Source organism: Maribacter confluentis (assembly GCF_030505015.1).
GTDB classification, from domain to species: Bacteria; Bacteroidota; Bacteroidia; order Flavobacteriales; family Flavobacteriaceae; genus Maribacter; species Maribacter sedimenticola.
Genome location: NZ_JAUKUC010000001.1, coordinates 1,614,754 through 1,636,576 on the forward strand (window position 1 = coordinate 1,614,754; position 21,823 = coordinate 1,636,576).

At 38.2% G+C, this 21,823-nt stretch carries 24 protein-coding genes and 1 pseudogene; 23 read left to right on the forward strand and 2 right to left on the reverse strand.

Going from position 1 to position 21,823, the window contains the following annotated elements; all coding sequences use genetic code 11:
- The first annotated feature begins 44 nt into the window (after nt 1–44).
- From Q2T41_RS07160 to Q2T41_RS07210, 11 genes and pseudogenes are all read left to right on the forward strand, one after another.
- Nucleotides 45–1,577: a carboxylesterase/lipase family protein gene (locus Q2T41_RS07160; RefSeq protein ID WP_304435513.1), complete on the forward strand. Its 1,533-nt coding sequence runs from the start codon at nt 45–47 to the stop codon at nt 1,575–1,577.
- 159 nt (nt 1,578–1,736) lie between these two features.
- A complete protein-coding gene (locus Q2T41_RS07165) occupies nt 1,737–2,180 on the forward strand; it encodes a hypothetical protein (protein WP_304435514.1) in 444 nt (147 codons plus the stop codon).
- Nucleotides 2,181–2,238: 58 nt separating this feature from the next.
- The gene (locus Q2T41_RS07170; RefSeq protein ID WP_304435515.1) at nt 2,239–2,457 is read left to right on the forward strand and encodes a hypothetical protein; all 219 of its coding nucleotides are present in this window, start codon (nt 2,239–2,241) and stop codon (nt 2,455–2,457) included.
- Nucleotides 2,458–2,507: 50 nt separating this feature from the next.
- Nucleotides 2,508–3,212: a hypothetical protein gene (locus tag Q2T41_RS07175; protein WP_304435516.1), complete on the forward strand. Its 705-nt coding sequence runs from the start codon at nt 2,508–2,510 to the stop codon at nt 3,210–3,212.
- A gap of 146 nt (nt 3,213–3,358) precedes the next feature.
- Nucleotides 3,359–3,523, forward strand: coding sequence for a hypothetical protein (locus Q2T41_RS07180; RefSeq protein WP_304435517.1), 165 nt, complete (start codon nt 3,359–3,361; stop codon nt 3,521–3,523).
- A 92-nt stretch (nt 3,524–3,615) separates the two neighbouring features.
- On the forward strand, nt 3,616–4,179 hold the full coding sequence (locus Q2T41_RS07185) for a TetR/AcrR family transcriptional regulator (RefSeq protein WP_304435518.1): 564 nt from the start codon (nt 3,616–3,618) through the stop codon (nt 4,177–4,179).
- Nucleotides 4,180–4,241: 62 nt separating this feature from the next.
- The gene (locus Q2T41_RS07190; protein ID WP_304435519.1) at nt 4,242–4,805 is read left to right on the forward strand and encodes a carboxymuconolactone decarboxylase family protein; all 564 of its coding nucleotides are present in this window, start codon (nt 4,242–4,244) and stop codon (nt 4,803–4,805) included.
- Nucleotides 4,806–5,079: 274 nt separating this feature from the next.
- Entirely contained in the window at nt 5,080–5,730 is a 651-nt protein-coding gene (locus Q2T41_RS07195; RefSeq protein WP_304435520.1) for a hypothetical protein, read from the forward strand.
- Nucleotides 5,731–5,884: 154 nt separating this feature from the next.
- The gene (locus Q2T41_RS07200; RefSeq protein WP_304435521.1) at nt 5,885–6,274 is read left to right on the forward strand and encodes an MBL fold metallo-hydrolase; all 390 of its coding nucleotides are present in this window, start codon (nt 5,885–5,887) and stop codon (nt 6,272–6,274) included.
- Between the two features lie 35 nt (nt 6,275–6,309).
- Nucleotides 6,310–7,096: pseudogene (speB, locus tag Q2T41_RS07205) on the forward strand (agmatinase).
- Nucleotides 7,097–7,148: 52 nt separating this feature from the next.
- Nucleotides 7,149–8,492, forward strand: a complete 1,344-nt coding sequence (locus tag Q2T41_RS07210; RefSeq protein ID WP_304435522.1) for an MptA/MptB family glycosyltransferase — start codon at nt 7,149–7,151, stop codon at nt 8,490–8,492.
- Nucleotides 8,493–8,570: 78 nt separating this feature from the next.
- Here Q2T41_RS07210 and Q2T41_RS07215 read toward each other — a convergent pair whose 3' ends face one another.
- Complete coding sequence (locus tag Q2T41_RS07215; protein ID WP_304435523.1) at nt 8,571–8,693, reverse strand: hypothetical protein; 123 nt, start codon at nt 8,691–8,693, stop codon at nt 8,571–8,573.
- A 35-nt stretch (nt 8,694–8,728) separates the two neighbouring features.
- On the opposite strand from Q2T41_RS07215, the gene Q2T41_RS07220 reads away from it, so the two are divergent.
- From Q2T41_RS07220 to argH, 12 genes are all read left to right on the forward strand, one after another.
- Nucleotides 8,729–9,343 carry a GNAT family N-acetyltransferase gene (locus Q2T41_RS07220; protein ID WP_304435524.1) on the forward strand — a complete coding sequence of 205 codons (615 nt, stop codon included), beginning with the start codon at nt 8,729–8,731 and terminating at the stop codon, nt 9,341–9,343.
- A gap of 155 nt (nt 9,344–9,498) precedes the next feature.
- Entirely contained in the window at nt 9,499–10,686 is a 1,188-nt protein-coding gene (locus Q2T41_RS07225; RefSeq protein ID WP_304435525.1) for an argininosuccinate synthase, read from the forward strand.
- Between the two features lie 173 nt (nt 10,687–10,859).
- Nucleotides 10,860–11,834 (forward strand): N-acetyl-gamma-glutamyl-phosphate reductase, encoded by a 975-nt coding sequence (gene argC, locus Q2T41_RS07230; protein ID WP_304435526.1) that lies wholly within the window; start codon nt 10,860–10,862, stop codon nt 11,832–11,834.
- A 98-nt stretch (nt 11,835–11,932) separates the two neighbouring features.
- Nucleotides 11,933–12,727 (forward strand): pyrroline-5-carboxylate reductase, encoded by a 795-nt coding sequence (proC, locus tag Q2T41_RS07235; RefSeq protein ID WP_089260780.1) that lies wholly within the window; start codon nt 11,933–11,935, stop codon nt 12,725–12,727.
- A 59-nt stretch (nt 12,728–12,786) separates the two neighbouring features.
- Nucleotides 12,787–13,914 carry an aspartate aminotransferase family protein gene (locus Q2T41_RS07240; RefSeq protein WP_304435527.1) on the forward strand — a complete coding sequence of 376 codons (1,128 nt, stop codon included), beginning with the start codon at nt 12,787–12,789 and terminating at the stop codon, nt 13,912–13,914.
- Nucleotides 13,911–15,107, forward strand: coding sequence for a glutamate-5-semialdehyde dehydrogenase (locus Q2T41_RS07245; protein WP_304435528.1), 1,197 nt, complete (start codon nt 13,911–13,913; stop codon nt 15,105–15,107). Before Q2T41_RS07240 ends, Q2T41_RS07245 begins: the two co-directional genes overlap by 4 nt.
- Before the next feature lie 111 nt (nt 15,108–15,218).
- On the forward strand, nt 15,219–15,983 hold the full coding sequence (gene proB, locus Q2T41_RS07250; protein WP_304435529.1) for a glutamate 5-kinase: 765 nt from the start codon (nt 15,219–15,221) through the stop codon (nt 15,981–15,983).
- The gene (locus Q2T41_RS07255) at nt 15,980–16,924 is read left to right on the forward strand and encodes a Rossmann-fold NAD(P)-binding domain-containing protein (protein WP_304435530.1); all 945 of its coding nucleotides are present in this window, start codon (nt 15,980–15,982) and stop codon (nt 16,922–16,924) included. The genes proB and Q2T41_RS07255 overlap by 4 nt, the downstream gene beginning before the upstream one ends.
- Before the next feature lies 1 nt (nt 16,925).
- Complete coding sequence (locus Q2T41_RS07260; protein ID WP_304435531.1) at nt 16,926–17,681, forward strand: SDR family NAD(P)-dependent oxidoreductase; 756 nt, start codon at nt 16,926–16,928, stop codon at nt 17,679–17,681.
- Between the two features lies 1 nt (nt 17,682).
- Complete coding sequence (gene argB / locus Q2T41_RS07265) at nt 17,683–18,462, forward strand: acetylglutamate kinase (RefSeq protein WP_304435532.1); 780 nt, start codon at nt 17,683–17,685, stop codon at nt 18,460–18,462.
- A 1-nt stretch (nt 18,463) separates the two neighbouring features.
- On the forward strand, nt 18,464–19,528 hold the full coding sequence (locus tag Q2T41_RS07270; protein WP_304435533.1) for a M20 family metallo-hydrolase: 1,065 nt from the start codon (nt 18,464–18,466) through the stop codon (nt 19,526–19,528).
- A gap of 83 nt (nt 19,529–19,611) precedes the next feature.
- Nucleotides 19,612–20,889: an argininosuccinate lyase gene (argH, locus tag Q2T41_RS07275; RefSeq protein ID WP_304435534.1), complete on the forward strand. Its 1,278-nt coding sequence runs from the start codon at nt 19,612–19,614 to the stop codon at nt 20,887–20,889.
- Here argH and Q2T41_RS07280 read toward each other — a convergent pair.
- Nucleotides 20,886–21,767, reverse strand: coding sequence for a YihY/virulence factor BrkB family protein (locus Q2T41_RS07280; protein ID WP_304435535.1), 882 nt, complete (start codon nt 21,765–21,767; stop codon nt 20,886–20,888). The two genes, argH and Q2T41_RS07280, sit on opposite strands and share 4 nt — an antisense overlap.
- Nucleotides 21,768–21,823: the final 56 nt, after the last annotated feature.

Below are 21,823 nucleotides of genomic sequence, written 5' to 3' on the forward strand. Positions count from 1 at the left end.
ATCAAGACTAACAACAAAAAGTAAATGAACTATAAAACAAATCCATGAAATATTTGCATCTGCTACTTTGTTGCCTAACCTTAGGCTGTAATTTCCACAGTGAAACCATTGTTGATACGGACAAGGGTAAAATAGAAGGGCGTTATAACACGGATAAAACGGTGCGTATATTTAAAGGTATTCCCTTTGCCTCACCTCCAGTAGGTAATTTAAGATGGAAAGCTCCGCAACCGGTTTTATCTTGGAACGGAATTCTACAATGTACCGAATTTGGGCCAAGCCCCATTCAAAATACCCCGGAACCTTTCTATTGTTGGACAGAAGAGTTTATTGCCTTACCCGAACCTTTAAATGAGGATTGCCTATACTTGAACGTATGGACGACTGCAAAGAACAAAACAGAAAAACAACCGGTTTTTGTATGGATCTATGGTGGCGGACTTTCAAGTGGTTCTGCCAATTGTGCTATTTATGATGGTGAGGAATTGGCCAAGAAAGGCGTTGTATTCGTAAGTTTTAACTATCGTGTAGGTATACTTGGTTTTATGGCTCACCCAGAGTTGACTGCTGAATCCGGGAAAAATGCATCGGGCAATTATGGAATAATGGACCAAATAGCCGCCTTAAAATGGATAAAGAACAATATTGCCTCATTTGGTGGCGACCCTAACAATGTAACTATCGCCGGACAGTCGGCAGGGGCGTTTAGCGTGAATACCTTAATTGCCTCTCCCCTTTCCGATGAGTTGTTCCATAAGGCCATATTACAAAGCGGGGGTCTATTGGGAAGCACAAGGACACAATCCCTGGCCGATGCCGAAGCTACCGGAATACGCTTTATGGAAAAGGTCAAGGCAACCACTATCAACGAATTACGAAATTTACCTGCGAAAGATGTACATCTTATCAGTAATGACACCAATGTAGGGCGGTTTGGCATTACAACAGAAGGCTACGTAGTTCCTAAGGATATAATAGGCCATTTTAAAAATGGCAGACAGCATCAAATACCTATAATAAGCGGCTGGGTAACCGGGGACGGAAATTTTTTAGGAGATAATGAAATGACCGTTGAGGCTTATTATAACGAGGCCCAAGAAGAATACGGCGCTAAGGCATCGGATTTTCTAACTATTTTTCCTGCCGAAACAAAAAAGGATGTCAAAAAAGTAAAAAGCAAATTGGGTATGCTGCACTTTGCGGGAGTGCCATCACATCTCTTGGCAACGTATAACACACAACCCACCTACCTATACCAGTTTGGTCACGTACCACCGGATAAACAGGGTTTTCCCAATTACGGAGCTTTTCATACAAGTGACGTTCCCTATACATTGCACACCTTGCATACATGGAAACGGAATTGGCAACCAAGTGACAAGATGATAGAGGACGTACTTTCTTCTTACTGGGTGAACTTTGCAAAAACCGGAAACCCAAATAATGACGGTCTACCCACTTGGAATTCTTACGACGAACAAACTGGAAATATTATGGTCATAAAAGATAATGAACCAAATTCTGAAGAAGGGTTTCTTGGCAATGAATTAAAATTCTTGACGATCAATAGGGATTGAAAGTTTAATCTATTACATCTAATAACAATTTAATCACCTATCAATTAGCCTGTTATGTGAAATTATAGTGCGAAACCGATTTTTTATATTTTCGATTATTTTCGTTTTTTAAATATTATCTTCCATTATCGAAAATAAACGAAATATACCGATGCTATTATGAAAACCTATATACTCACTATTGTAGTGCTCATTTTGAATGATCATTTATCTTTTTCACAACACCGGCAGAATGCCTTACCAGAAAACAACACGGCATTTGCCTACTGGTTAAAAAAATATATTCCGGAAAACTATAAAAATGCCACTTTTGACCATCTTAACGATTGGTTTCAGGTTAATTTGCCAGAACATAAGCTTACCATTAGTTGGGGAAAAGTAACCTCTACACAATCTGAACTTAGGGAAGTTGAAGGGTTAACAGAAAACGAGTCTCTTTTTATAGGTAGACAAAAAGAGGAAAATTGGACGGATCTGCCAGGTATTGAATACTACCCTGAAATAGGCTATTATATTACCCAATACAAAGAGGCCACCATGGGCAGTTTTAAAGTTAGGCCTTTGACCATACTACAGTTTGATGGAGATTCTAAAAATTCATAGATGAGTTGGTTAATGCCTTTTCCCGGACATCTTCGGTTTCCGAGCATGATTTTATCTATTGGGTCAAAGATTACATAAACAACATCTACCCTCACAAAAAGTAGCATATCACGGTGCATGGTACCAATCTGTCATACCGGAACTTTACCTAACGGTCACTTGGGGAACAATGGACAAACAGCAAATGGTCATTAAAGACCTTTATGGGGTACGTGAAGACAAATCATTTTTTATCGAAAAAATTCTGTTGAAGATTGGAATAAATTTCCGACCATAACTCACAAGCAAGGTCTTGGCTATTACCTATCTACTTATAACGCATCTATCATGGGCAATTTTCTGGTAGGCAATAGGTGCGTAATCCAATTTAACGGCAATGCCAATGCGTTCGTTGACCAAATGTACCAAGCATGGCAAGCATCTGCACACTTTTATCAACATAATGGCACTGAACCTACAGCAGGTATAGGATATCAACCATTTCCTAAAAACGTAAGGGTAACCAGGGTAAAACATTTTGATAATATGTGTTGGAAAATTGCCGCTGCCGGTGGTACCTGGTATTTTGAAAATGGGGAAACAGATGGTAAAACTGGCTTTAGCAGTGCCTTTGATCAAGCCGGCAATGATTGGATCGGGAACGATGCGGATAAAGGCTATAATACCTCATCATCCAATGGAGGTAAAGATGAGTACCGGGGCTGGCCAAACTTTGGAGTAGGTAATTTTAACCATCCACAGCGCAAAAGCAACGCTACATCTTATTGGCCGGATGCAAAAGGAAATCCATTAGCATTTAATCACGTCCTAGAGGGCGATCATTTAATCATGAGAACTTCAAACGAAACGTATGATCTGGAATATCACATTTACCCTACACATGCCACTATTAAAATAATAAAGGTGAAAGACAACAACGCATTTTTATATGAAGGTCCTGTGGAAGGCGAACAAGAAGCACCGATAGAAAAAGATTATTATGTATTGAAGGATGGCGTCCATAGAACATTTGTAGAAGGCGGTTTAGGTTAGTTAAATCCTGAGTTCGGCAACAAATTTCCTTCCCCTTACTTCTATTTGGCCGATAGTGACCCTAAGGATACCCAGATTTTTATGTTGGAGTAAAAGACAGAGGTCCAACTGCTGCAGGAGATGAAGGTTGGCGACAAGGCGATAATATGGCAATCTTCAGTTATGGAAGGGATGAGGACAAGCGCGCTTATACCGGTAACGAGACCATATGTGTTTTTGGATTTTACCCTAATGGCCCACATGATCAGATTTCAACCTTCATTAAATCTAAATTAAAGCAACCCTTTACACCGGTCATGAAAACGGATTGACACCAAAATTTAAACATGCTTTACACAAACATTTGTTAAAAGGTTTTTATATAACTAAACGAATGGTTAGTTTTGTAATGGATTTATAGCATATGGCGCGTAAAAAACAATATATAGAAAGTGAGGTTATTGACAAGGCAATGCAATTGTTCTGGCGTAACGGATATGAAAGTACTTCTATGCATATGTTGGAGCGTGAAATGGGCATTAATAAATTTTCAATTTATTCCAGTTTTGGCAATAAGCATGGTGTTTTTTTAGAATGCTTAAAATCTTACAAAACACGTGTACATGCCATTTTTGAAAAATTTAAAAAGGCCAAAAATGGCGTTGAGGATATTAAGGCATTTTTTTACGACTCTGTTGCAATAGGAAATATGAACGGAAATCAAAAAGGCTGCCTAGTTACTAATACATACTATGAATTTGCCCATAGTGATGATCAATTGGTGAAAGAGGAAATGGAAAGTTTTATGAAGGACCTCAAACAACTTTTTATAGAAAAACTTAAAATAAACACTGAAAAGGACCTTGCTACTATAGAGCAACAGGCCAATTATTTGTTACTTGCCAAACATGGCTTGGCGGCGGCAACAAAAGTAAATTCCAACAAAGAAATTGAAGATTATATTGAAATGACATTCAATAACATTTAACCCTTTTTTTTAACCTAAAACTAAACGATTGTTTAGTTATTATTTTATTTAAATTTTATATTATGACAACATTAAAAGTACATAACATTGCATCTGCTCCTGAAGGAAGTAAAACGCAATTAGAGGAATCCGTAAAAAGCTTTGGAATGCTTCCTGGGCTACATGGAGTTCTTGCCGGATCACCCCCATTGTTACAGGCATACAAATCATTACATGAACTATTTACAAACTCATCGTTCAACAATGATGAGTTGACCGTAGTGTGGCAAACGATCAATGTAGAGCATGCCTGTCATTATTGTGTGCCCGCGCATACTGGAATTGCAAAAATGATGAAGGTTGATGATCGCATAACCAATGCCCTTCGCAATGAAACACCATTGGAAAATACCAAGCTAGAGGCGCTACGTAAAATGACCTTGACCGTTGTTAGAAATAGAGGCCATGTAACCTCTGATGATTTAGAGGCGTTCTACGCCGCAGGTTATGGTGAACAACACGTATTGGACATTATTTTGGGTGTATCTCAAAAAGTGATCAGCAATTATACCAACCATATTGCCAACACACCGGTAGATGCCCCTTTTCAAAAATTTGCATGGTCCAAGGATAATGTAGGCGTATAGCCCTTAAAAATAACTAGGCAAACCTTCTACCCTTACGGTAGAAGGCTTTTTGTTTCAAACTACTTATTTATTGATCCGCGCATTCCCCCACGCCAACCAAGACATTTTTTTTTATCAAAATTCAAGCCCTTCAATGTTAGCTGTGTTTAAAAAATACTATTGTGCCAATAAACACTTTATTCCGTTGCATAGATTCCTATACCATAAGCTCTTGGTGAAAATTAGATTTTAAGAATATGTATCTTTAGCGCACCATTAACTAAAGCTTGATTTCATGTACAAAAAAACATTATTCGTAGTATTGACTACTCTATTACTTACCTCTTGCTGGAAAGATAAAAGTCCAGAAGACCTTATACGCTTAAAGGATAAATTTAAATCACAGGTCAACGCATTTGAAAACAAAAAAGAGACCGCTAATAAAAATGTAAATAAGGGCTTGGCATCTTTGAACGCTTTAAAAAGTGCTTTGGAAGAAACCAAAAACGAGGACAAGGAATTCGCCAAGGTTTATGGGGATTGGGAAAAAGTAGATCGCCGTGTTCAAATCCTAAACAAGGAATATGAAGATTTAAAGGATAAGGCATCCAATCTATTTGCTGCCATGGAAAAGCAAACAAACAGCCTTAGTGACGAGACCAGTAAAAAAACCCTTTTAAGCGCCATAGAAAAGGCCCGTGACAAATATAATGGCACCTTGGCCAATACCTCTAAAGCAATAAATAAACTAAAATTACTTCATGGAGATGCCGTAGAAGTGGTCAAAGCTTTGGAAGTTGCAGCGGCACTTAATTCTTTTGATAATATCAACGACCAAATGAAAAGTATTGAAGGTAGGGTAGACGGTATTATGCAAGAACTTAATGTAGCCGTAGTTGAAAGTAAAAAGTTATATGAAAAAAAAATTACGGAATTAGGTGAGTAACCTTGCTACCCCAACCCTTATTTAACTTTATTTCAATCTATTTCTTGCTTGATTAACGGTATCGTTTTACAACTTTTTTAAAATTGATTATTTTAAAACGGACCTCTAATTACAGTGGTTGCATGAATGTTTTTGTAAAAATAAATCGCATAAAATGAAACAAATAATTTTCCTATTAAGTATTGTATTCATATTTGGTTGTAATTCAAAAAAACAGCAAACAGGTAATCCCTCTAATACTTCAAGCAAACTTAAGAGCAACAAAGACGAAATACCTGAAGGTATACGCAATTACCCCTTATTCGATGCCAATGTAGTAGCGCCAACCCAATTTTTTGATAATATTTATTATGTAGGATTTAAAGGGGTTGAATCTTTTATTGTCGCCACTTCGGAAGGCTTTATCCTTATAGATGCAATGTGGACCTCAAATGAAGTAGAAACCGTCATTGTTCCCAATATTAAAGAACTTGGATTGGACACCAATTCCATAAAAAACTTATTGTCAACCATAAACATGTTTCTTTTTGAACAACGTTTTTAGTATTATAAATATTGAATTGTAATGCCCTTTAACTTATGCAAAATATTATTATTCAAGGTATAAATTGGGACGCAAAATCCTCTTTTCAAAAAGGTCCTGCCAAAGCTCCAAAACAAATAAGAAAGGCTTTATACAGTGACTCCATGAATCTATATTCAGAATTGGGCACATCCATAGAGCACCAAACAATTGTTGATGCTGGAGACTATGTAATAACCGACTATTTTGACATAGAATCCATCACAAAAAATAACCTTTCAAAAAAAACTGCCCAAAATACTTACTCTAGGTGGCGACCACTCGGTCACCTTTCCAATTATAAAAGCGTTTCACGGTTTTTATCCTAAATTGGACATACTACATATTGATGCACATGCCGATCTGTACCATGCATATGACGGAGACCCTTACTCCCATGCATGTCCGTTTGCCCGGATAATGGAAAACGGTTATGCGGTAAAACTAGTTCAGGTAGGTATCCGAACCTTAAACCCACATCAGGCGGAACAGGCAAAAAAATTTAATGTAGAATTGCACGAGATGCGCAATTTGGATATCAATACAATATCCAAATTTGAAAACCCAGTATATATTTCATTGGATATGGACGGATTTGACCCTGCCTTTGCCCCAGGGGTTTCACACCATGAGCCAGGCGGACTTACTTCTAGGCAAGTCCTAGATTTAATTCATTGTATTGATACAAAAATTGTAGGAGCAGATATTGTGGAATACAATCCAGATAGGGATTTTCAAGATATGACCGCTTACCTAGCCGCCAAAATGATGAAGGAACTTTTAGGTAAAATGCTACAGTCCTAAACAAAATATATGCAAAAATCTTATATTGCCTTAATACAAAACCTAACCAATAATGCCTAATTCCCTAAGTACATTTTTGAAGCTACATAAGGTTTCAATACTTTTGGCAGTGATGGGTTCAGTGTTTTATATCACTTTTGCCTATTATCTTCCCCGTACAGATTTTATAAAATTGTTGACTTTATTTGTAGCCCTGTTTTTCCTGTGCTACAAATTAATACAGTTTGAAAAATGGAATTTTAAATTTCTTTTGGCAATAGGTATTTTCTTTAGGCTACTATTTACCATTGCAGAACCCAATCTATCACAAGATTTTTATCGTTTTATTTGGGATGGGCATTTAGTAGCCAACACTATGAATCCGTATTTACACATACCCCAAGAACTGATATTAGCACCTAATAATAGCATCCCCAATGCACAGCAACTTTTTAATGGTATGGGCAGCCTTAGTGCAAAGCACTATAGTAATTACCCACCTTTGAACCAGTTCATATTTGGGCTTTCTTCTTTAATTGGCGGAAACAGCATTTTAGGCTCTCTTGTTATAATGCGCGGTGGCATAATCATGGCTGATATTGGCATTCTTTATTTTGGAAGAAAGTTGCTGAAAAACCTGAACAGATCACCTCAGTTGATTTTTTGGTATTTCCTTAATCCACTGGTTATTGTTGAATTAACGGGTAATCTTCATTTTGAAGGAGTCATGCTATTCTTCTTTATAACTGCCATGTACTTATTATCAATGAAAAAGTGGCATTTGGCGGCAGTAGTCATGGGATGTTCCATTTCAATAAAATTGGTGCCTTTATTGTTTCTCCCCCTATTTTTCACCTATTTGGGCTGGAAGAAAAGCTTATTATTCTATGCCATAACGGGACTTACATGTCTGCTCCTGTTTTTACCTTTTTATACCCCATTATTTATAGACCATTATATGAGTACCCTTAGGCTTTGGTTCTCCAATTTTGAATTCAATGCCAGCTTATATAATATAACAAAATATACTGCCATGCATTTTGATGCCAAACCATGGGAATTCATAAAAGAAAATGGAAAAATAACACCTTGGGCTACAATTACGATAGTTCTCCTATTTACTTTTATACAGAAAAAACGCAATTTAAATGCAGTACTAGCATCAATGATGTGGGTATTGACCCTTTATTATTTTATGTCCACTACGGTACACCCGTGGTACATTATCTTTTTGGTGTTGCTAGCCCTATTTACTTCCTTTAGATACGCCTTGGTTTGGTCTATGGCCATAGTCCTGAGCTATTTTGCCTATTCCCAATTAGATTACAAGGAAAATTTATGGTTGTTGGCCATTGAATATATTTCAGTATTTTGCTTTTTAAGCTTTGAAATTATTGCACAACGTAACAAAAAGTAAAGTTTTTGTAAAAAAATAACCATCGTTGATGTCGATTAAATATAATTTGTACATTTACCCCGTAATGAACGAAGAAATCTACTTTTTATACAGTACCGTGAGTCCAGTTGCTCTTGCACGTCCGTTCACATCTCGCCGTCGTCGCCCGTAAGGGTAATATATATTTATGGAATTAGGTGAGTCCATTTCCGCACAGAACATCAAAACTTTTTTTTACACTTTAAATCCAATTGGCAATGAACTTAATTGTTGCTAACGAATCACATTTTAAATACGCACAAGACATTTGCGATACCATTGCAGAATCTGCAAAGATCCGTGGTACCGGAATTGCTAAACGTACCCCGGAATATATTCAAAAAAAACTTTCCAACGGTAATGCTATATTAGCCTTGGACGGAGAAAAATTTGCAGGTTTCTGCTATATAGAAGTCTGGGGACACGAAAAATTTGTAGCAAATTCCGGCCTTATAGTACACCCGGACTATCGTGGTCAAGGACTTGCCAAAAAAATAAAGGCCAAAGTATTTGAACTTAGCAGAAAGAAATTCCCAGATGCCAAAATCTTTGGCATTACCACAGGTTTGGCCGTTATGAAAATTAACTATGAGCTTGGTTATAAACCGGTAACCTTTTCTGAACTTACTGATGATCCAGAATTCTGGAAAGGCTGTCAAACATGCAAGAACTTTGATATTCTTACACGTACGGAACAAAAAATGTGCCTATGCACCGGTATGCTTTACGATCCAGCACATAACAAAAAACCGGAAGAAGGAAAGCAGATGAACGGAAAGGCATTTACTAGGTTAAAGAGTATAAAGGAAAGTCTGTTCTTGAAAAAGAAATAAGAGTGTAGAGAATAGAAGTTAGGGAGCTTAAAATGACTTGTACCAATTACAGATTTAATGATCGAAGCCTAATTTCTTTCTTCTAACCTCTCAACGCTAAACTTATAGAACCAAAATAAATAATTATCCGGCTTGCCGGAATTGAACATCATACAATGAAAAAATTAGTACTAGCATACAGCGGCGGATTGGATACTTCTTATTGCGCCAAGCATTTATCAAAGGACAAAGGATTTGAAGTTCATGCAGTAAGCGTGAACACAGGAGGTTTCTCTGTAAAGGAAATAAAGGAAATTGAAAAGAAAGCCATTGAATTAGGGGCGTCTTCTTACACCTCTATTGATGCCGTACAGACCTTTTACGATAAAGTAGTGAAGTATCTTATTTTCGGTAACGTACTTAAAAACAATACTTACCCCCTTTCCGTAAGTGCAGAACGAATTGTACAGGCCATAGAAATTGTTAACTACGCTAAAAAAATAGGCGCTGGTTATATTGCCCACGGTAGTACAGGCGCCGGTAATGACCAAGTACGTTTTGATATAATTTTCCAGATCATTGCCCCGGAAATTGAAATCATCACTCCAATCAGAGATAATAAACTAGCTAGGGAAGAAGAGATAGGATACTTAAAAGAAAACGGTGTAGATTATCCTTGGGAAAAAGCAAAATACTCTATCAATAGAGGACTTTGGGGTACTTCCGTTGGTGGTGAAGAGACATTAACTTCAGAAAAACCTTTACCAGATAGTGCCTACCCAAGTCAATTACAGGAAAAGAACCCTACAGAGGTGAAACTTACTTTTGAAAATGGCGAATTGGTTGCTATTGATGGCGCAAAAGACAACCCCGTTGCAAATATTGAAAAACTAGAGGCTTTGGCATCTAAATATGCCATTGGCAGGGATATTCATGTTGGCGATACTATTATAGGTACCAAAGGTAGAGTTGGTTTTGAGGCTCCTGCTTCCTTAATTATTATAAAAGCACACCACTTATTAGAGAAACATACGCTTACAAAATGGCAACAATATCAAAAAGAGCAACAAGGGAACTTCTATGGTATGCTATTGCATGAAGGCAATTACCTAGATGCTGTAATGCGCAATATAGAAACCTTCTTGACAGATACCCAAAAAACGGTTTCTGGAGATGTATTTGTAGGCTTATATCCATTTCAATTTAGGTTACACGGTATTTCATCTAAACATGATTTAATGACCGATGCTTTTGGCAAATATGGCGAGGTCAATAAAGGATGGACAGCAGATGATGCCAAAGGATTTATTAAGATTCTTTCAAATTCCGGTAAAATCTACAACCATGTAAATGGGGATAAATAGTTAGGAGTTAGGAGTTAGGAGTTAGGAGTTAGGAGTTAGGAGTTAGGAAAAAATAGTATTAAGTACTGAGTACAAAGTATTAAGTGAAAATTTAAAATATTGGATAAAGTACTTCGTACTTAATACTTATTACTTGATACTTTTTACTTAATACTTATTCAGAAAATAAAATTATGATTAAAGCAGGTATTATTGGCGGTTCTGGTTATACGGGAGGTGAGCTTATTCGCATCTTATTACATCACCCGGCAACTGAAATCGATTTTGTATTCAGTACTACTAGAGCTGGAAAAAAGGTAACAACGGCTCATCCAGATCTATTGGGTGTTACGGATATTGCGTTTACGGGTAATGTAAATTTAAATGTAAACGTTGTTTTTCTCTGTTTAGGCCATGGTAATTCTACCACATTTTTAAACGAGCATCATTTTTCAAAAGATACCGTAATCATAGATCTGAGCAATGATTTTAGATTACACGCCGATGCCAATTTCAATGGTAAGGAGTTTGTTTATGGTTTACCGGAATTATTCAAATCTGATATTGAAAATGCAAAATATATAGCTAATCCAGGTTGTTTTGCAACTACTATCCAATTGGCATTGCTTCCATTGGCTAAAGCTAAGTTATTGGACAACGAAGTACATATAAATGCTGTAACCGGTAGTACCGGCGCGGGTGTTAGTCCGTCTGCCACTTCGCACTTTTCATGGAGAAACAATAATGTAAGCTGGTACAAGCCTTTTACACATCAGCATTTAGGGGAAATCAACGAGAGCTTACATTCATTTCAAAAAGATACTGGTAATCTGTATTTTATGCCCAATAGAGGGAATTTTACCCGTGGTATTTTGGCGACTTCTTACACCAAATTTGAAGGCGGTTTAGAAGATGCTAAAAAAATCTATCAGGAATTTTATAAGAATGCGGTGTTCACCCAAATATCAGATGAGCCCATCAATTTAAAACAAGTGGTAAATACAAATCAGTGTCACATCCATTTACATAAACATGATGATGTGCTATTGATTACTTCTGCCATAGATAACTTATTAAAAGGTGCATCTGGGCAAGCGGTACAGAACATGAACTTAATTTTTGGACTGGAAGAGAACTTGGGCCTTAATTTAAAAGCGGGCGTATTTTAACATAATTAAGCATTGGGCATTTTGTACAAAGCCAAATACATAATATTGTAACCGTTTTGTACCGTTTAATCTGCCCTTGATAAAACAACGACACTAACATGAAAATAGCAATTATAGGAGCTGGAAACTTAGGACTTTCAATAGCCACGGGTATTTTGAACAGCAATGGCGCCACCAGTATGTATTTGACCAAACGGGATATAAAGTCCATTGCCGATTTTGAAAAATACGATAAGGTTACCGTAACGGATGACAATAGACTGGCCGTACAACGATCTGATATCTTAATATTTGCCGTACAACCCGTACATTTTGCTGAAATTTTGGAAAGTGTAAAGGATCTATTGACAGACAACCATGTGTTGATTTCTACCATTACCGGTTTTGGAATTGCTAAGATCGAGGCCGTCATAGGAAAGGACCATTATATTATTAGGAGTATGCCCAACACGGCTATTTCGGTCGGCAAATCCATGACCTGTATCTGTAGTAATGAAAAAGGTAAGAAAAGGGTTGAGCTTGCAAAGGCAATTTTCAATAGAATGGGACATTCCATGGAAATTCCTGAAAGTCAAATGCAGGCGGCAACCGTTATCTGTGCAAGTGGGATCGCTTTTTGGATGCGCTTGATACGTGCCACTACCCAAGGGGCCATACAATTAGGGTTTGATGCCCATGAAGCACAGGAATTAGCTATGCACACCTGTAACGGAGCTGCAAGCCTGCTTATTGAATCAGGCAATCATCCGGAAGAGGAAATCGATAGGGTCACCACACCCATGGGATGTACCATAAAAGGCCTGAACGAAATGGAGCACCAAGGACTAAGCTCATCCCTAATAAGGGGAATAGTGGCATCTTTTGACAAAATTACCGAGTTTAAGAACAGCTGAGCGTTACGAACATGCCTGCTTAAAATTTAATATGAGCTATTAACGAAAAGTGATAAAATATGAAATTATTTGACGTTTACCCTTTATATAATGTAACCCCGGTCTCATCTCAAGGTATTGTAGTGACGGATGAAAAAGGACAGGAATATTTGGATTTTTATGGCGGTCATGCCGTAATCTCCATTGGCCACACGCACCCGCACTATGTAAAACGGCTAAAAGATCAGTTGAATAAAATAGGCTTTTACAGTAACGCCGTTCAAAATCCATTACAGGAAGAGTTAGCGGAAAAACTGGGTGCGGTATCCAATTGCGAGGATTATAACTTATTTATGTGCAATTCTGGGGCAGAGGCAAATGAGAATGCCCTAAAAATGGCATCATTTGTTACCGGTAAATCCAAGGTCATTGCTTTTAACAATGGTTTTCATGGACGTACCTCAGCCGCGGTGGCCGCAACGGATAACCCCTCGATCAACGCCCCTATTAACCAACAACAAAAAGTTACTTTTCTAACGCTCAACGATATTAAAAGTTTTGAGAATGAAATTGTCAAAAAAAATATCTGTGCAGTTATAATTGAATCTATACAGGGTGTTGGCGGTTTGGATGAACCTACTTCGGAATTTTACCAAAACGTGGCCGCTTTGTGTAAAGAGAACAATGTCATGTTAATTGCAGATGAAGTACAATGTGGATTTGGCAGAAGCGGTAAATTTTTTGGTTTTCAACATCATAACATTAAGCCGGATATTATCAGCATTGCAAAAGGTATGGGCAACGGTTTCCCCGTTGGCGGAATTTTAATTCATGAGCGCATTAAAGCTAAATACGGTATGTTAGGTACAACCTTTGGAGGTAACCATTTGGCATGTACCGCAACCTTGGCCGTATTGGAAGTCATTGAAAATGAAAATTTAATTGCCAATGCAGAAAAGCTTGGACATTATTTTAGGCAAAAGGCAACAGAAATACCGCATGTAAAACGAGTAAAAGGAAGAGGTTTAATGCTTGGTTTGGAGTTCGATTTTCAAGTAGCGGAATTACGTAAGAAATTGATACATGAACATCATCTCTTTACTGGTGGTGCCAAGGATAAAACCGTTTTAAGAATATTACCGGCCCTGAATATCACGGAACAACATCTAGATGCATTCTTTGTGGCCCTCAAAACCGCATTATCATGAGTATAACCCTAAGCCTTGAAAAACGAAATGCGGTATTGTTATGCATGGCAGAATTGATAAGGCAAGAAGAATCCATTTTATTATCCGCCAATGACAAAGATTTAACTTCTTTTGAATCTGGGGACATTGCAATGACAGACCGTTTAAAGGTCAATAAAAAAAAGGTGGGGGAAATGATACTTTCCCTAAAGCAATTGGCCGCACAGGATGATCCGCTATATGTAGAGCGTTTTAAGTTTACCCATGATAACGGATTGGAGATAAGCAATAGAACGGCTCCTTTTGGAACCATAATGATTATTTACGAATCTCGGCCAGATGTTACTATTGAGGCTGCAGGAATTGCGTTCAAATCAGGAAATAAAATACTATTAAAAGGAGGTAAGGAATCGTTGAATTCCAATTTGGTACTGGTCAACCTTTGGCATAAGGCCTTAGAGGCCTGTGACTGTTCCAAGGAATGGGTAACATATTTAAATTATTCTAGGGAAGAAACACAACGGTTTTTGGAAAACCCTTCCCAAAAACTAGATCTGATCGTACCAAGGGGTGGTGAAAAACTCATTGCTTTTGTTAAAACACATGCACAATGTCCAGTTATTGTTAGCGGGCGGGGCAATAATTTCGTCTATGTCTCACATGAGGCAGACCTACAAATGGCACTCGATGTTATTGTAAATGCCAAGACCACTAAAATTTCCGCTTGCAACGCCGTGGATAAAGTGATTATTTCCAGAGATTTACCTCGAAAAATGGAATTCTTAAATCATTTGGTACAGACCCTAAGAAAATATAACGTGGATATCATAACCGATGCAAAATTGGCAGGCTTGGAAGGAACGACCAAAATGGACAATGAATCAGTTTGGTATGAGGAATTTTTAGATTACAAAATTGTAATAGGACAAGTACCTGATGTAGATGAGGCTATACAACACATCAACACGTACGGAGGTGGCCATTCGGCTGCCATAATAACCGTAAATGAAGAAGAAGCATCGGTTTTTATGCAATCTGTGGATAGTGCCGCAGTTTACCACAATGCATCTACCCGATTTACGGACGGTGGGCAATTTGGACTAGGTGGTGAGCTTGCTATCAGTACGGATAAGTTACACCAACGCGGCCCTATTGGCCTGCAGCATTTGGTGACTAACAAATGGTATGTAAAAGGAAACGGACAAGTTAGATAAGTGATTCGTTGTTCGTTGTTCGTTGTTCGTAAAATAAATAACAATAGTGTCGGGTTATGCGCAATCGAAACCTAAAAAAGGGCTAATAGTTAAGACTAAAAGCAAAGAAGCATGTTGAAAAAGAGAATTTTATTAAAAATTGGTTCCAATACCCTAACCAAGGATACCGACCATATTTCTCGCGGTAAAATTGAGGATATAGGAAGGCAAATTGCGGCATTAAAGGACCAATATGAATTCATCATTGTGAGTTCCGGAGCTATAGCCGCAGCAAAGCAATTTGTAAAACTAGAACATAATGGCGAGGAAATTGATGTCAAGCAAGCTCTTGCATCCATAGGACAACCACATCTTATGAGGATTTTCCAGGAAAATTTCCGTGAATTGGGCTTATTTACCTCCCAATGCCTTTTATCCTATTCTGACTTTGAAAAAGAAGGTTCAAAAATAAATATTAAGAACACCATTAACGTTTTGGTCGCCAATAACTTTATCCCCATAATCAATGAGAACGATACCGTTGCCACAGATGAAATCAAGTTTGGGGACAATGATAAATTGGCCGGTCTAACCGCTGCCCTTCTTGCAGCAGATATTTTAATAATCGCGACCAATACGGATGGTATTTACACTAAGGCCTCATTGGCCAGCAATACCCCTAAAACCATTACGAGTGTATCCGATCTTGATGAGTTGAGCCAAGAAATAGGCGACTCTAAATCCACACACGGTACCGGGGGTATGCAGTCCAAGATAGATGCCGCAACAATTGCCAAGAACGCAGGCATAGAAACTTGGATCACCAATGGCCTTGCGGATAATTTCATAATAGATGCTATTGAAAACAAAAGTGTATTTACAAAAATAAAAGCATGAAGAATTACCTTTCCATAAATGATATAGATGTATTGTCCAATTGGGTAAAAGAAGCCATATCATTAAAAAAAGACCCTAAAAAATTTAAGAAACTTGGTAGCGATAAGACGATCGGACTCCTATTTTTCAACAATTCTCTACGTACCCGATTAAGCACACAAAAGGCCGCAATGAATTTGGGTATGGATGTGATTGTAATGAATTTTGGAAGCGAAGGGTGGGCGTTGGAATATGCCGATGGCACTATTATGGACCAAGGCACATCTGAACATATAAAAGAGGCGGCGCAAGTAATTTCCCAATATTGTGATATCATTGCCATACGTGCATTTGCCGGTCTGATAGATAAGAAACTAGATGAAGCGGAAGAAGTATTGAACGGATTTAAAAAATATGCCAATGTTCCCATCGTTAACATGGAAAGTTCCGTTGGGCATCCATTACAGGCCCTTACCGATGCCATTACCATGGAAGAACATAATTTTAAAAACAATCCTAAAGTGGTATTATCTTGGGCTCCCCACCCTAAATCCTTACCGCACGCCGTAGCCAATTCCTTTGTGCAAATGATGCAGAAACAACATGCGGAATTTGTAATCACCCACCCAATAGGATATGAACTAGACCCTAACATCACAAAAGATTGTACTATTGAGCACGACCAAGAAAAAGCTTTAGAAAACGCCGATTTTGTTTATGTAAAAAACTGGAGCAGCTATAACGATTATGGTCAAATAAAATCGCAAGACCCAAACTGGCAAATGACGCTTAAGAAATTAGGCAAGGCAAAATTTATGCATTGCCTACCCGTACGTAGAAATGTAGTGGTAGCAGATGAAGTTTTGGATAGTGACCAATCTTTGGTCATTGAGCAGGCAAACAATAGGACCTATGCGGCGCAGTTGGTACTAAAAAAAATACTGGAGAATTTAAAATACTAACGTGGGCCATAAACTTGAACATAAGGTAGCGATAGTAACAGGGGCAACCAGCGGCATGGGCAAAGCCATTGCAAGATCCTTTGTTGCCAATGGCGCCAGCGTTGTATTATCTGGCAGGAATATAGAACGTGGTAAAAAGTTGGCAAAGGAACTAGGAGATCAGGCCCTGTTTTTAAGTGGTGATGTAAGCATTGGTACCTATAACGAACAACTTGTGCGGTTGGCCGTGGAACGATTTGGAAGATTGGATATCCTTTCCTTGAATGCCGGAATTTTAGGTATAGGTAGTGTCACAGATTTAGAGGAACACGTATGGAATACCACGTTACATACCAACCTTTCCTCTATATTTCTCCTTTCAAAATATGCCATTCCAGAATTGCAAAAGCAACCGGGAAGTTCAATACTTATCAATGCCTCTATAGCCGCCTATAAAAGTTTTCCGCAACATCCGGCATATTGTGCCTCAAAGGCGGGTTCTCTTGCCTTAATGCGCCAAATGGCGGTAGAGTACGCCCCAAGCATTAGGGTAAATGCCATGTGTCCAGGACCTGTAGACACCCCATTGCTACATGATTCCGCCAAAGCGTTCAACGATCCTTCCAAGGCCGTGGAAAATGCCGGTAAGAGTACACTTTTAAATAGGCTTGGAAAAGCTAGTGATGTTGCCAACCTAGCGTTGTTCCTGGTTTCTGAAGATGCGTCTTGGATTACAGGTTCTGCAATGACCATTGATGGAGGTAAAATAAACACATAACATGAAAGAAGTAGTTTCCATAGTTAAAATTGGAGGTAACGTTATTGAGGATGACCATGCCCTAGACCAATTTTTGAATTCCTTTTCTAAATTAAAAGGACCAAAAGTATTGATTCATGGAGGTGGAAAATTAGCCACCAAATTGTCCACTAGATTGGGCATACCATCTAATATGGTAGATGGTAGACGTATTACGGACAAGGAAACCGTAGATGTCATTACCATGGTGTATGCTGGTTTGGCCAATAAAAAAATTGTAGCCCAACTTCAGTCCAAAGGTACTAATGCGTTAGGTATGAGCGGCGCGGACGGCAATAGCATTCAAGCTCATAAAAGACCTGTAAAAGAGATAGATTATGGTTTTGTTGGCGATATTGACGAGATAAATTCCAAAATGATCGCCAATTTATTGGGTACAGGAATTACACCTGTATTTTGTGCTATTTCCCATGATGGAAAAGGTCAGTTACTAAATACCAACGCAGATACCATAGCCGCTGAAATTTCCATTGCAATGGCATCTTATTATGAAGTTATACTATATTATTGTTTTGAGAAAAAAGGGGTTTTAATGCATATAGAGGACGAAAATTCGGTCATAGAACATATAAACAGAACAACCTATAAGGAACTTTTGGACAAAGGTATCATTGCCGATGGCATGTTGCCCAAGCTACATAACTGCTTTCATGCATTAGAGCACAATGTTGCAAAGGTATGCTTGGGAGATGTGGGCATGCTCCAAAAAAACGCAGAACTGTTCACTACCATAACGCTTTAAAATGAATCAAGAACAACTTACGAAAAGCGCACTTGAATTACTTAAAAATTTAATTGCAATAGAATCTTTCTCCAAAGAAGAGGATAAGACCGCAGCTGCCATACAGGCTTGGTTGGCCAGTTATAATATCCCAACCGAGCGAGATATAAACAACGTTATTGCCAAAAATAAATATTGGAATGATAGTAAACCTACACTGCTCCTAAACTCCCACCATGATACGGTTAAACCAAATACGGCCTATACCAAAAATCCGTTTGACCCTCATATAGAGGATGGTAAGTTATTTGGACTCGGAAGTAATGATGCCGGCGGACCATTGGTATCACTTTTGGCTACATTCGTTAATTTTTACGAGGCCGAAAACCTCAACCATAACATTTTAATGGTGGCTTCCGCAGAAGAGGAAAATGCCGGGGAAAATAGTCTTAGGGGGCTATTGCCCAAACTTCCACCAATTGACGTGGCCATTGTAGGAGAACCTACCCTTATGCAGTTAGCCATAGCGGAAAAAGGTTTGGTCGTTTTTGATGCTGTGGTAAAAGGCACCCCATCACATGCCGCACATCCTAATACGGACAATGCAATCTATAATACAATTGATGCACTCAATTGGTTCAAGAATTATAAATTCAAAAAAACTTCAGAGGCACTTGGAGATGTAAAATTGACCGTTACCCAAATTAATGCCGGCACCCAGCACAACGTAGTGCCTGCACATGTAGATTTAGTCGTAGATGTAAGGGTTAACGATGCATATTCAAATAAGGAAATAGCAGATATTTTGAAGAAAGAGGCCCCTTGTTCTATCAAGGAACGGTCTTTACGTTTAAATTCTTCTAAAATAGACAAGGACCATCCTTTGGTACAATCCGGTATTGCGTTGGGAAGGTCCACTTACGGCTCTCCCACCCTGTCCGATCAGGCGGCATTAAGTTGCCAATCCTTAAAATTAGGACCAGGTGATAGTACACGTTCCCATTCTGCCAATGAATTTATTTATGTTCATGAAATTGAGGAAGGCATAGATTTGTATATTAAATTATTAAAAGGATTTTTGCAATAGGCAGTTCACTTAGAATTAACATACCATACTGTACGGATAGCATATTTAAATATGATATTTGAACTACTAATTGAAATTGAATTATGAAACTTTGGGATAAAGGATTTAGCACTGATAAAAAAATAGACCATTTTACAGTGGGCAATGATAGGGAGTTAGACCTTCACTTGGCAAAATATGATGTCATAGCCTCAAAAGCCCATGCGAAAATGCTAGGCAAAATTGGTTTGTTGACCACTAAGGAAACCAAGGAATTGGTAGATGAGCTAAATCTAATTGCAGCCAGAATTGAAAAAGGTACGTTTTCTATAGAAAAATCCTTTGAGGACATGCATTCAAAAATTGAATACATGCTTACTTTGAGCCTAGGAGATACCGGTAAAAAAATACATACCGCACGATCAAGAAACGATCAGGTTTTAGTGGCCATGCATCTTTATTTAAAAGATGAATTGAAAGAAATTAAGTCAATGACAAAGTCCTTGTTCAACCTTTTAATAGTAAAGGCGGAAGAACACAAGGAGGTACTGTTGCCTGGTTATACCCACCTACAAATAGCCATGCCGTCCTCTTTTGGGCTTTGGTTCTCTGCCTATGCTGAAAGTTTAATAGACGACCTATATTTTATAGAGGCCGCTTTTAAAGTAGCGGACCAAAACCCGTTGGGAAGTGCCGCAGGATATGGCAGCTCTTTTGATATAGACCGTAGTTTCACCACAAAGGAAATGGGCTTTGAAACAATGAAATATAATGTTGTAGCAGCTCAAATGAGCCGTGGAAAGGCAGAAAAAGCTGCAGCCTTTGGTTTGGCAAATATTGCCGCAACCCTCTCTAAAATGGCTATGGACATATGTCTTTACATGAGTCAGAACTTTAATTTTATTTCTTTTCCGGACGAGTTGACCACAGGCTCAAGTATAATGCCGCACAAAAAAAATCCGGATGTATTTGAATTGATAAGAGGTAAATGCAACAAACTCCAATCCATTCCCAATCAATTGACATTAGTCATCAACAATCTTCCCAGCGGATATCATAGGGACCTTCAATTGGTAAAGGAAATTATTGTACCTGCCATTCAGGATATGAAAGCCTGTATTGAAATACTTACTTTCAGCCTTAAGGAAATACAAGTTAACACTGCTATTCTGGAAGACCCTAAATATGACTATTTATTTAGTGTGGACACCCTTAACGAGCTTGTGCAAAATGGTATGCCGTTTAGGGATGCCTATAAAAAAATGGGTATGGAAATTCAGGAAGGTACATTTTCACCAAAAAGGGATATACATCATACCCATGAAGGAAGTTTAGGTAACTTGTGCCTAAAAGAAATTGCGGAAAAGATGAAAAAGGTCTAGTCCCTTTTCACATACTTGTCCGAATATATTTTGGTGAATTGTGCACCAAATGTAACGATCAAGCTAGAGTACGAAACCCAGAGCATAACCAAAATTATGCTTCCGGCGGCTCCATATGTTGACCCAGGCTCTGCCTTTCCAAAATAGAAAGCCAAAGCATATTTTCCAATTAAAAATGAAAAAGTGGTCAATGCGGCCCCTACTTTAACCGCCTTCCAACGTACAAGGGTACTGGGTAAATACTTGAACATTGCGCCAAACAACAAGTAGATAAATGTGAGTGACAATAGAATATCCAAAACAAAACCCAAAGCTAACATGCCTTCTGGCAACAACCTGGACAAATGAGCTGAAAAAGCGGATAAAAATGAAGTAAGTACAAAACTTATAAGCAATAAAAAACCGAATATTAGTATGAAACCAAATCCTTTCAACCGCATGAAAAGTGTAGAAAGTACTTCATTGGTATATTTTGGTTTTGCATTCCAAATATCGTTCAACGCATTTTGTAATTGATAAAATACTCCGGTCGCACCATAAATGAGAACCCCAACCCCTAGAATAGTGGCAATTACGGAGGTATTTTCGCTACCTCTATCTGCAATCATTTCTTGGATAGATTGTGCGGTTTCCGGCCCCATAGCAGATGAAATCTCGGCGAATAATTCTCCACGCACAATTTCTTTTCCCCATATACCTCCTACCAGTTCCAAAATCAATATTAAAAGACCCGGTAATGAAAGTATAGCGTAATAAGCGATTACGGCACTTATTTGAAATGGTTCTTTAGCCATCCATGCCTTAAAGGTATCTACCATTAACCTTGGTAGATGCCTAAAATTAAATGTGGATGTATTTAAATCTTGGGTATTAGACATTAAGATTATTTTTTGCTGACCCTAAAATATACCATGTTCAAAACCCACACTGATTC

Coding starts and splice junctions, on each gene's coding strand:
- Q2T41_RS07160 (WP_304435513.1), top strand. CDS start 45: ATGAAATATTTGCATCTGCTACTTTGTTGCCTAACCTTAGGCTGTAAT.
- Q2T41_RS07165 (WP_304435514.1), top strand. CDS start 1,737: ATGAAAACCTATATACTCACTATTGTAGTGCTCATTTTGAATGATCAT.
- Q2T41_RS07175 (WP_304435516.1), top strand. CDS start 2,508: ATGGGCAATTTTCTGGTAGGCAATAGGTGCGTAATCCAATTTAACGGC.
- Q2T41_RS07180 (WP_304435517.1), top strand. CDS start 3,359: ATGGCAATCTTCAGTTATGGAAGGGATGAGGACAAGCGCGCTTATACC.
- Q2T41_RS07185 (WP_304435518.1), top strand. CDS start 3,616: ATGGCGCGTAAAAAACAATATATAGAAAGTGAGGTTATTGACAAGGCA.
- Q2T41_RS07190 (WP_304435519.1), top strand. CDS start 4,242: ATGACAACATTAAAAGTACATAACATTGCATCTGCTCCTGAAGGAAGT.
- Q2T41_RS07195 (WP_304435520.1), top strand. CDS start 5,080: ATGTACAAAAAAACATTATTCGTAGTATTGACTACTCTATTACTTACC.
- Q2T41_RS07200 (WP_304435521.1), top strand. CDS start 5,885: ATGAAACAAATAATTTTCCTATTAAGTATTGTATTCATATTTGGTTGT.
- Q2T41_RS07210 (WP_304435522.1), top strand. CDS start 7,149: ATGCCTAATTCCCTAAGTACATTTTTGAAGCTACATAAGGTTTCAATA.
- Q2T41_RS07215 (WP_304435523.1), bottom strand. CDS start 8,693: ATGTTCTGTGCGGAAATGGACTCACCTAATTCCATAAATATATATTAC.
- Q2T41_RS07220 (WP_304435524.1), top strand. CDS start 8,729: ATGAACTTAATTGTTGCTAACGAATCACATTTTAAATACGCACAAGAC.
- Q2T41_RS07225 (WP_304435525.1), top strand. CDS start 9,499: ATGAAAAAATTAGTACTAGCATACAGCGGCGGATTGGATACTTCTTAT.
- argC (WP_304435526.1), top strand. CDS start 10,860: ATGATTAAAGCAGGTATTATTGGCGGTTCTGGTTATACGGGAGGTGAG.
- proC (WP_089260780.1), top strand. CDS start 11,933: ATGAAAATAGCAATTATAGGAGCTGGAAACTTAGGACTTTCAATAGCC.
- Q2T41_RS07240 (WP_304435527.1), top strand. CDS start 12,787: ATGAAATTATTTGACGTTTACCCTTTATATAATGTAACCCCGGTCTCA.
- Q2T41_RS07245 (WP_304435528.1), top strand. CDS start 13,911: ATGAGTATAACCCTAAGCCTTGAAAAACGAAATGCGGTATTGTTATGC.
- proB (WP_304435529.1), top strand. CDS start 15,219: ATGTTGAAAAAGAGAATTTTATTAAAAATTGGTTCCAATACCCTAACC.
- Q2T41_RS07255 (WP_304435530.1), top strand. CDS start 15,980: ATGAAGAATTACCTTTCCATAAATGATATAGATGTATTGTCCAATTGG.
- argB (WP_304435532.1), top strand. CDS start 17,683: ATGAAAGAAGTAGTTTCCATAGTTAAAATTGGAGGTAACGTTATTGAG.
- Q2T41_RS07270 (WP_304435533.1), top strand. CDS start 18,464: ATGAATCAAGAACAACTTACGAAAAGCGCACTTGAATTACTTAAAAAT.
- argH (WP_304435534.1), top strand. CDS start 19,612: ATGAAACTTTGGGATAAAGGATTTAGCACTGATAAAAAAATAGACCAT.
- Q2T41_RS07280 (WP_304435535.1), bottom strand. CDS start 21,767: ATGTCTAATACCCAAGATTTAAATACATCCACATTTAATTTTAGGCAT.